14 protein-coding genes are annotated in these 9,729 nt (G+C 47.8%); 8 read left to right on the plus strand and 6 right to left on the minus strand.

The annotated features are described in order from the left end of the window. Positions 1-16 precede the first annotated feature (16 nt). The 6 genes from manX (at position 17) to mntP (ending at position 4,224) form a co-directional block, all read left to right on the plus strand. Positions 17-988 carry a PTS mannose transporter subunit IIAB gene (manX, locus tag ACJHWT_RS06765; protein WP_000150545.1) on the plus strand — a complete coding sequence of 324 codons (972 nt, stop codon included), beginning with the start codon at positions 17-19 and terminating at the stop codon, positions 986-988. 62 nt (positions 989-1,050) lie between these two features. After that, the gene (gene manY, locus ACJHWT_RS06770; RefSeq protein ID WP_000406926.1) at positions 1,051-1,851 is read left to right on the plus strand and encodes a PTS mannose transporter subunit IIC; all 801 of its coding nucleotides are present in this window, start codon (positions 1,051-1,053) and stop codon (positions 1,849-1,851) included. Between the two features lie 12 nt (positions 1,852-1,863). Then, complete coding sequence (manZ, locus tag ACJHWT_RS06775) at positions 1,864-2,715, plus strand: PTS mannose transporter subunit IID (RefSeq protein WP_000228655.1); 852 nt, start codon at positions 1,864-1,866, stop codon at positions 2,713-2,715. 54 nt (positions 2,716-2,769) lie between these two features. Beyond that, positions 2,770-3,228: a DUF986 family protein gene (locus ACJHWT_RS06780; protein WP_000156255.1), complete on the plus strand. Its 459-nt coding sequence runs from the start codon at positions 2,770-2,772 to the stop codon at positions 3,226-3,228. A 310-nt stretch (positions 3,229-3,538) separates the two neighbouring features. Then, positions 3,539-3,661, plus strand: a complete 123-nt coding sequence (locus tag ACJHWT_RS06785; protein WP_000547919.1) for a hypothetical protein — start codon at positions 3,539-3,541, stop codon at positions 3,659-3,661. Next, positions 3,658-4,224: a manganese efflux pump MntP gene (gene mntP / locus ACJHWT_RS06790; RefSeq protein ID WP_001296134.1), complete on the plus strand. Its 567-nt coding sequence runs from the start codon at positions 3,658-3,660 to the stop codon at positions 4,222-4,224. The genes ACJHWT_RS06785 and mntP overlap by 4 nt, the downstream gene beginning before the upstream one ends. Here mntP and rlmA read toward each other — a convergent pair. The 5 genes from rlmA to mgrB all read right to left on the minus strand — a co-directional run bounded on the left by rlmA (position 4,221) and on the right by mgrB (position 6,737). Next, a complete protein-coding gene (gene rlmA / locus ACJHWT_RS06795) occupies positions 4,221-5,030 on the minus strand; it encodes a 23S rRNA (guanine(745)-N(1))-methyltransferase (protein ID WP_000010122.1) in 810 nt (269 codons plus the stop codon). The genes mntP and rlmA overlap by 4 nt on opposite strands. Positions 5,031-5,195: 165 nt before the next feature. Continuing rightward, positions 5,196-5,405, minus strand: a complete 210-nt coding sequence (gene cspE, locus ACJHWT_RS06800; RefSeq protein WP_001062678.1) for a transcription antiterminator/RNA stability regulator CspE — start codon at positions 5,403-5,405, stop codon at positions 5,196-5,198. Positions 5,406-5,417: 12 nt separating this feature from the next. Continuing rightward, positions 5,418-5,561: a DUF2627 domain-containing protein gene (locus ACJHWT_RS06805; protein ID WP_001295496.1), complete on the minus strand. Its 144-nt coding sequence runs from the start codon at positions 5,559-5,561 to the stop codon at positions 5,418-5,420. A gap of 670 nt (positions 5,562-6,231) precedes the next feature. Continuing rightward, on the minus strand, positions 6,232-6,519 hold the full coding sequence (locus tag ACJHWT_RS06810; protein WP_001006855.1) for a YebO family protein: 288 nt from the start codon (positions 6,517-6,519) through the stop codon (positions 6,232-6,234). A gap of 74 nt (positions 6,520-6,593) precedes the next feature. Then, complete coding sequence (gene mgrB / locus ACJHWT_RS06815; RefSeq protein ID WP_000714550.1) at positions 6,594-6,737, minus strand: PhoP/PhoQ regulator MgrB; 144 nt, start codon at positions 6,735-6,737, stop codon at positions 6,594-6,596. 158 nt (positions 6,738-6,895) lie between these two features. Here mgrB and ACJHWT_RS06820 point away from each other — a divergent pair, with 158 nt between their 5' ends. Continuing rightward, positions 6,896-7,135, plus strand: a complete 240-nt coding sequence (locus ACJHWT_RS06820; protein WP_001211011.1) for a YobH family protein — start codon at positions 6,896-6,898, stop codon at positions 7,133-7,135. Positions 7,136-7,278: 143 nt separating this feature from the next. Here ACJHWT_RS06820 and kdgR read toward each other — a convergent pair whose 3' ends face one another. Continuing rightward, a complete protein-coding gene (kdgR, locus tag ACJHWT_RS06825) occupies positions 7,279-8,070 on the minus strand; it encodes a DNA-binding transcriptional regulator KdgR (RefSeq protein WP_001262182.1) in 792 nt (263 codons plus the stop codon). Between the two features lie 176 nt (positions 8,071-8,246). On the opposite strand from kdgR, the gene ACJHWT_RS06830 reads away from it, so the two are divergent. Beyond that, the gene (locus ACJHWT_RS06830; RefSeq protein WP_410232320.1) at positions 8,247-9,620 is read left to right on the plus strand and encodes an MFS transporter; all 1,374 of its coding nucleotides are present in this window, start codon (positions 8,247-8,249) and stop codon (positions 9,618-9,620) included. Positions 9,621-9,729: the final 109 nt, after the last annotated feature.

The following is a 9,729-nucleotide window of genomic DNA, read 5'->3' on the forward strand; positions in this document are numbered from 1 at the left end:
ATAAAGGAGGTAGCAAGTGACCATTGCTATTGTTATAGGCACACATGGTTGGGCTGCAGAGCAGTTGCTTAAAACGGCAGAAATGCTGTTAGGCGAGCAGGAAAACGTCGGCTGGATCGATTTCGTTCCAGGTGAAAATGCCGAAACGCTGATTGAAAAGTACAACGCTCAGTTGGCAAAACTCGACACCACTAAAGGCGTGCTGTTTCTCGTTGATACATGGGGAGGCAGCCCGTTCAATGCTGCCAGCCGCATTGTCGTCGACAAAGAGCATTATGAAGTCATTGCAGGCGTTAACATTCCAATGCTCGTGGAAACGTTAATGGCCCGTGATGATGACCCAAGCTTTGATGAACTGGTGGCGCTGGCAGTAGAAACAGGTCGTGAAGGCGTGAAAGCACTGAAAGCCAAACCGGTTGAAAAAGCCGCGCCAGCACCCGCTGCCGCAGCACCAAAAGCGACTCCAACTCCGGCAAAACCAATGGGACCAAACGACTACATGGTTATTGGCCTTGCGCGTATCGACGACCGTCTGATACACGGTCAGGTCGCCACCCGCTGGACCAAAGAAACCAATGTCTCCCGTATTATTGTTGTTAGTGATGAAGTGGCTGCGGATACCGTTCGTAAGACACTGCTCACCCAGGTTGCACCTCCGGGCGTAACAGCACACGTAGTTGATGTTGCCAAAATGATTCGCGTCTACAACAACCCGAAATATGCTGGCGAACGCGTAATGCTGTTATTTACCAACCCAACAGATGTAGAGCGTCTCGTTGAAGGCGGCGTGAAAATCACCTCTGTTAACGTCGGTGGTATGGCATTCCGTCAGGGTAAAACCCAGGTGAATAACGCGGTTTCGGTTGATGAAAAAGATATCGAGGCGTTCAAGAAACTGAATGCGCGCGGTATTGAGCTGGAAGTCCGTAAGGTTTCCACCGATCCGAAACTGAAAATGATGGATCTGATCAGCAAAATCGATAAGTAACGTATTGTGTTGATTATCACTCAGTTTTCACACTTAAGTCTTACGTAAACAGGAGAAGTACAATGGAGATTACCACTCTTCAAATTGTGCTGGTATTTATCGTAGCCTGTATCGCAGGTATGGGATCAATCCTCGATGAATTTCAGTTTCACCGTCCGCTAATCGCGTGTACCCTGGTGGGTATCGTTCTTGGCGATATGAAAACCGGTATTATTATCGGTGGTACGCTGGAAATGATCGCGCTGGGCTGGATGAACATCGGTGCTGCAGTTGCGCCTGACGCCGCTCTGGCTTCCATCATTTCTACTATTCTGGTTATCGCAGGTCATCAGAGCATTGGTGCAGGTATCGCACTGGCAATCCCTCTGGCCGCTGCGGGCCAGGTACTGACCATCATCGTTCGTACTATTACCGTTGCCTTCCAGCACGCTGCGGATAAGGCTGCTGATAACGGCAACCTGACAGCGATTTCCTGGATCCACGTTTCTTCTCTGTTCCTGCAAGCAATGCGTGTGGCTATTCCGGCCGTCATCGTTGCGCTGTCTGTTGGTACCAGCGAAGTCCAGAACATGCTGAATGCGATTCCGGAAGTGGTGACCAATGGTCTGAATATCGCCGGTGGCATGATCGTGGTGGTTGGTTATGCGATGGTTATCAACATGATGCGTGCTGGCTACCTGATGCCGTTCTTCTACCTCGGCTTCGTAACCGCAGCATTCACCAACTTTAACCTGGTTGCTCTGGGTGTGATTGGTACTGTTATGGCAGTGCTCTACATCCAACTTAGCCCGAAATACAACCGCGTAGCCGGTGCGCCTGCTCAGGCAGCTGGTAACAACGATCTCGATAACGAACTGGACTAACAGGTGAGCGAAATGGTTGATACAACTCAAACTACCACCGAGAAAAAACTCACTCAAAGTGATATTCGTGGCGTCTTCCTGCGTTCTAACCTCTTCCAGGGTTCATGGAACTTCGAACGTATGCAGGCACTGGGTTTCTGCTTCTCTATGGTACCGGCAATTCGTCGCCTCTACCCTGAGAACAACGAAGCTCGTAAACAAGCTATTCGCCGTCACCTGGAGTTCTTTAACACCCAGCCGTTCGTGGCTGCGCCGATTCTCGGCGTAACCCTGGCGCTGGAAGAACAGCGTGCTAATGGCGCAGAGATCGATGACGGTGCTATCAACGGTATCAAAGTCGGTTTGATGGGGCCGCTGGCTGGTGTAGGCGACCCGATCTTCTGGGGAACCGTACGTCCGGTATTTGCAGCACTGGGGGCCGGTATCGCAATGAGCGGCAGCCTGTTAGGTCCGCTGCTGTTCTTCATCTTGTTTAACCTGGTGCGTCTGGCAACCCGTTACTACGGCGTAGCGTATGGTTACTCCAAAGGTATCGATATCGTTAAAGATATGGGTGGTGGCTTCCTGCAAAAACTGACGGAAGGGGCGTCTATCCTCGGCCTGTTTGTCATGGGGGCATTAGTTAACAAGTGGACGCATGTCAACATCCCGCTGGTTGTCTCTCGCATTACTGACCAGACGGGCAAAGAACACGTTACCACTGTCCAGACTATTCTTGACCAGTTAATGCCAGGCCTGGTACCACTGCTGCTGACCTTTGCTTGTATGTGGCTGTTGCGCAAAAAAGTTAACCCGCTGTGGATCATCGTTGGCTTCTTCGTCATCGGTATCGCTGGTTACGCTTGCGGCCTGCTGGGACTGTAAGACTGTTGTACACTACCGGGGCCTTTTGGCCCCGTTTTTTTATCTGGAGGATTAATGACAATCACGGACCTGGTACTGATTCTTTTCATCGCCGCACTCCTGGCCTTCGCGATCTACGATCAGTTCATCATGCCCCGCCGTAACGGCCCCACCCTGCTGGCAATTCCTTTGCTCCGGCGTGGTCGCATCGATAGCGTTATCTTCGTCGGATTGATTGTCATTCTTATCTATAACAACGTCACGAATCATGGCGCGCTAATAACAACATGGTTATTAAGTGCACTGGCTCTGATGGGTTTTTATATATTCTGGATCCGCGTTCCGAAGATCATCTTTAAACAAAAAGGTTTTTTCTTCGCCAATGTCTGGATTGAATATAGCCGAATCAAAGCGATGAACTTGTCGGAAGATGGCGTGTTGGTGATGCAATTAGAACAGCGCCGGCTGTTAATCCGCGTTCGAAATATCGACGATCTGGAAAAAATTTATAAGCTTCTCGTTTCAACTCAATAAGTTATGAATTTAGCCAAAGCTATGTTTAGTGTATTTTTAATAATCAGACATAGCTTAGGCTATATTACCTCTTCCCTTATTTGTTATTTATTTTAACGTTTCATTGATATATAAATCTAAATGAAAATCGTTATCAATAAAGCAATGAAATAATATATTCCAACAGTTGTTTTATATTCTCAAAATATGTTAAGGTTGCGCCCTCATTTGGGGAGTAGCCGATTTCCAGATTCCGGAAATGTACGTGTCAACATACTCGTTGCAAAACGTGGCACGTACGGACTGAACACTTTCAGTCAGGCGAGACCATATGCACATCAATCGCTATGCCTGCATGAACGCGAAAACCCATCGCGGCTTGTTGTTCATGTATGCATGTTTGCTGGGGGCGATGATGTGTTTTATGGATACCCCGGTCAGGACGTTGTCATGAATATCACTGCTACTGTTCTTCTTGCGTTTGGTATGTCGATGGATGCATTTGCTGCATCAATCGGTAAAGGTGCCACCCTCCATAAACCGAAATTTTCTGAAGCATTGCGAACCGGCCTTATTTTTGGTGCCGTCGAAACCCTGACACCGCTGATCGGCTGGGGAATGGGCATGTTAGCCAGCCGGTTTGTCCTTGAATGGAATCACTGGATTGCGTTTGTGCTGCTGATATTCCTCGGCGGGCGAATGATTATTGAGGGTTTTCGTGGCGCAGATGATGAAGATGAAGAGCCGCGCCGTCGGCACGGTTTCTGGCTACTGGTAACCACCGCGATTGCCACCAGCCTGGATGCCATGGCTGTGGGTGTTGGTCTCGCCTTCCTGCAGGTCAACATTATCGCGACCGCATTGGCCATTGGTTGTGCAACCTTGATTATGTCGACATTAGGGATGATGGTTGGTCGCTTTATCGGCTCAATTATTGGGAAAAAAGCGGAAATTCTCGGCGGGCTGGTGCTGATCGGCATCGGCGTCCAGATCCTCTGGACGCACTTCCACGGTTAATAAGAACGCTGCCAGAGGTGAATATTAAAGTCCGTCTGGCAGTCGAACACTTCTTTTGCTGCCAGTGTTTGCCAGACTTCTGGCTTCGCACGCCAGGCAAACGGCGTCATCTGCAATAATGCGACGGCTTCATCACCGCGAAGACGCATCGGATAACACAACTCATCACTCTGCTGTAATGTAAAACCTTCCAGTTGTTCTGCATGTGGTGCATGAAGATGTACTTCATTGTAAATCAGCCCCTTCAGCTCCATCAAATGTCGCGGTCCCGGCGTGGCAGTAATGACCCAGCCGCCAGGCTTCACTACTCGCGCTAATTCTTCTGCTTTACACGGCGCGTAAATACGTATTATGGCGTCCATACTGGTATCGGAAAACGGCAAACGGTGGCTGGAAGCAACACAAAAAGTGACCTGCGGATAGCGTTTCGCCGCCGCTTTTATCGCTACCTTCGAGACATCCAGGCCAAACGTGGTGATTTCGGGCAGCGCATCGGCAAATGCGTGTGTGTAATACCCTTCACCACAGCCAATATCCAGCACCGCTGTGGCCTTTTCATCAAGCCGTTCCCGCAGTTGGGCGACAATTGCATCACGCAGCGGCTGATAATGTCCGGCATCTAAGAATGCGCGGCGTGCTTGCATCATTTCCGCGCTGTCGCCCGGATCACGAGACCGTTTATGCTGAACGGGCAGCAGATTGACATACCCTTCTTTCGCCATATCAAACTGATGTCGCTGGGGACAGATATAGCTGTTTTTTTCACGCGAAAGAGGCTGATGGCAAAGTGGACAGGAAAACGACATGACAACTCCGGCAGGATACTAAAGGCCGCAAGTGTAACGCGAATCACGCGGCGGGCAAATATCCGAACGCCAGGAGCGAAGATAAAGCAAAGTAAAAAGCCTCGCATTCGACGAGGCTTTATAGCGAGATTGAAGCGTATTCACACTTCAGATCAGTGGATTCGATCAGATAGCTGTTACGTTAACAGCTGCCGGACCTTTCTGACCGTCCTGAATTTCGAACTCAACGTTCTGACCTTCAGCCAGAGTTTTGAAACCATTACCCTGGATAGCAGAGAAGTGTACGAACACGTCTTTGCTGCCATCAGCCGGAGTAATGAAGCCAAAACCTTTAGACTCGTTGAACCACTTAACCTGACCTTTAATCTTTGCCATTTGAAAAATTCCTTAGATTGTTTTCTTCGCCCGCAGGCATAACATAGATAAAACTGACACATTACTGCATGAGGCACCAATATAAGGCTCGGCAGAGAAGCGGTATTCAACGTCAACGTGTTTACTCAGGACTTCTTTACTGAAAATGCCACACATAAACAGAACTGTACCTCGTTTAACCCGAAATCTGTTATCACATACAACGTTAATTATGGCAAGCCATTTTTAAACATGTCTCGATCAGACGCACAAATCTCGATACGTCTTCCACTTTTTTTGCACACTTATGCAACGGAATACGCGCCGATATATCATTGTGCTTAACCTTGCCAGTTCAGGCTGATACTTAAACTGGCGTATTTTCTAACATAGTTCAATAAGTTCAGTTGTTCCAGGCCAGTGGGAGAAGTTATTACATAGTGCGTGCAATATCACATTTTTTGCTATGCAATGAATAAAAAGTTATATCACTTTTTCTCATAAAACAGTCAGTTAACGGCTATCGATCACCCCAAAGAGAAGTCAATCGCCAAAGGTATTGTAAATTTAAAATAAGAAAAATTGATGAATGCGCAAAAAAAATCAAGAGAGAAACGTTTCGCTAATAAATAATACCACGCTTAATCACAAATCCGATGTAAACATCCTAATAAATTAATGGGCTAAATATCTTTTTCTGATATCCCGTTACGCAAATAAATAATATGATAATTATTTGAAGTCAGACCAGAGTTTTAATTTGAAGCAGTTGCACCATGACAGTGCGTATAATCAGGATGAATTGAGTAACCCTTCAACGACGGGGTTACTCAAGATTGAGGAAGGATTATCGTTCGGCGACCAGACGAATAATATCTTCGTCTTCAACCGATTTTTGACTCTCAACGGTCTTTTTATCTGCTTTCTCAGGTTCGTTTGCTTCGCACAAACGACGTAACAGAGCATTTTGACGTTTTTGCTGATCCAGCAACGCCTCAAGCAGTTCAATCTGTTCGTTAGTCCGTGAACTGGCACGATTGATAAAAAACCACAAGATAAGCCCGATAAAAAGAACCACCACCGATACAACCAAAGACGCAATGTTCATCACGCCTGAATTTACAACTTCGTTCATTTCACCACCTCTGAGTAGAGGCGCTATTCTACCACTGCTGGAGAGGAAGAAAATCTAGTGCTGAAAAAATGATATCACCACGGGATAAACTGGTTAATGGCACAAATTCCGCTGAAAAATTGTACATCCTGATCGCACATCATGTTGAATACCTGCGCCCAAAGCAGCAAGCAAGCCAACACCACGACAACCAGAACGACCCATCGAAACTTTTTCACTCCAATCTCCGTTTCACCTACCTTATGTCATTAAACTAGCATGCGTTAGTTAAACAGCGCCTAACTATGTCGATATTCGTGCTTTTTCAGAATGAGTCGCTTGCTTCAGCGCATATTGCCGCTACGATTAAGCGAACATAAAAAGAGAAGAGGTTGTAATGCGATTCATCATTCGCACAGTTATGCTGATTGCACTGGTATGGATAGGATTATTACTCAGCGGATATGGCGTTTTGATTGGAAGCAAAGAGAATGCCGCGGGATTAGGTTTGCAATGTACCTATCTGACCGCCAGAGGCACCAGCACGGTACAATACCTGCACACTAAAAGTGGTTTTCTGGGGATAACAGATTGCCCGTTGTTACGTAAAAGCAATATTGTGGTCGATAATGGTTAAGGGTAATAAATAACCAGATTCTCACTCATGAGTAAAATATTCTTATCGCAAGTGCGTTTAATATAACGCCACCTTCAACTTTATTTTTCTCATGCTAAATAAAGAACCTGTCTGTTTGATATTCAGACAGGTTCTTACTCTCATCAGAACGGATAGTCGTGATAACCCATTTGGGCAGAAATTTTGCGCGCCGCGGTATGCAACATTGCGACATATTCCTGTAAACGCTCTTCAGAGAAACGCAACGTCGGGAAGGAGATGCTAAGACCGGCAATGACCACGCCAAAGCGATCAAATACCGGAACCGCAATGCATCGCAGCCCTTCTTCCTGCTCTTCGTTATCTTCGCCATACCCCTGCTCGCGCACCTGGTCCAGAACGGGTAATAACGCTTCTGTACTGGTGATGGTCCGCTCGGTACTGCGTTTATACTCCACGCCCTCAAGAATTTGCTTCACTTCATCGCGATCGCGCCATGCCAGCAGTACCTTACCAATCGCGGTGCTGTACAGCGGATTACGACGCCCAATCCGTGAATACATGCGCAAATTGTACATAGAGTCAATTTTGTGAATGTAAACAATACTGTCTTCGTCCAGTGCGCCGAGGTGGATAGTTTCTTTGGTCAGGCGGGAGATCTCACGCATCTGGATATCTGCGCTACGAATTAAATCGACGTTTTGTAACGCGCGAGCGCCCAGTTCAAACAATTTCAGGGTCAGCGAATATTTCTCCGACTCCCCTTCCTGCGCCACATAACCTAAGGTTTTCATGGTCTGTAAAAAGCGATAAACGGTGCTTTTTGACATCATGACGCGCTGCGACAACTCGGTTATCCCTATTTCGCGCTCTTCACCCAGCGCCTGCAAAATGCCAAAAACTTTTAGCACGGAAGATACAGAATCAGGCTGTTTATCCAGATCTGCGTTAGCCATTTATCACCTCATTGCGAGTGTTTTATAAAAATCAGAACTGTTTTTTATTATAATTTCGCACCAGGGTGGTCGCAATCCATCTTTTGCCGGTTAGTTACAATTCTGCGACATCCACCGTGAATATCAGTGCTAGAATCATACCCCTGTTGATTATTCACCAAAGATATAAAATTCCTATGCCAAAAGTTCAGGCCGACGGCCTGCCATTGCCCCAGCGATACGGTGCGATATTAACCATTGTGATTGGTATTTCGATGGCTGTCCTTGACGGCGCAATCGCCAACGTCGCCCTGCCAACAATCGCCACGGACCTTCATGCCACGCCAGCCAGTTCCATCTGGGTAGTGAACGCCTATCAAATCGCCATTGTCATCTCCCTGCTCTCATTTTCGTTTCTGGGCGATATGTTTGGCTATCGACGTATTTATAAATGCGGTCTGGTCGTTTTTCTGTTGTCTTCACTGTTCTGCGCCCTTTCTGATTCGCTGCAAATGCTCACCCTTGCGCGTGTCATACAAGGTTTCGGCGGTGCAGCGTTGATGAGCGTTAATACCGCACTTATCCGCCTTATCTATCCACAACGTTTTCTGGGTAGAGGGATGGGCATAAACTCGTTTATTGTTGCCGTCTCTTCTGCTGCCGGGCCGACAATTGCTGCAGCAATCCTCTCCATCGCATCCTGGAAATGGTTATTTTTAATCAACGTACCGTTAGGTATTATCGCCCTGCTTCTGGCGATGCGTTTTCTGCCACCCAATGGTTCTCGCGCCAGTAAACCCCGTTTCGACCTGCCCAGCGCCGTGATGAACGCGTTAACCTTCGGCCTGCTTATCACTGCGTTGAGTGGTTTCGCTCAGGGGCAATCGCTGACGTTAATTGCTGCGGAACTGGTGGTAATGGTTGTCGTTGGTATTTTCTTTATTCGCCGCCAGCTTTCTCTTCCCGTACCGCTGCTACCGGTTGATTTACTGCGTATCCCGCTGTTTTCACTTTCTATTTGCACATCTGTTTGCTCTTTCTGCGCACAAATGCTGGCAATGGTTTCCCTGCCCTTTTACCTGCAAACCGTGCTCGGGCGTAGTGAAGTCGAAACAGGTTTACTTCTGACACCGTGGCCGTTAGCAACAATGGTGATGGCTCCGCTGGCAGGCTATTTGATTGAACGCGTACATGCAGGATTGCTGGGTGCTTTAGGGTTGTTCATCATTGCTGCGGGGCTTTTTTCCCTGGTTCTGCTGCCCGCGTCACCTGCGGATATCAATATTATCTGGCCGATGATCTTATGTGGCGCTGGATTTGGCTTATTCCAGTCACCCAATAACCACACCATTATTACCTCCGCTCCGCGCGAACGTAGCGGTGGGGCCAGTGGCATGTTAGGGACGGCTCGTCTATTGGGTCAGAGTAGTGGCGCGGCGCTGGTGGCGCTGATGCTAAATCAGTTTGGTGATAATGGTACGCACGTCTCGCTGATGGCTGCGGCTATTCTGGCAGTGATTGCTGCCTGTGTCAGTGGTTTACGTATCACTCAGCCACGAGCCAGGGCATAATAAATATCCTCCGGCATAGCCGGAGGTTTTTCAAATGCGCCTATAAGGCTCTCTTACCAGCCGCGCCCTAACAGGCGCACACGATCTGACATTTGCATCCAACTTCGTT

The sequence above is a fragment of the Escherichia sp. WS338 genome, assembly GCF_046486405.1.
GTDB lineage: Bacteria > Pseudomonadota > Gammaproteobacteria > Enterobacterales > Enterobacteriaceae > Escherichia > Escherichia coli.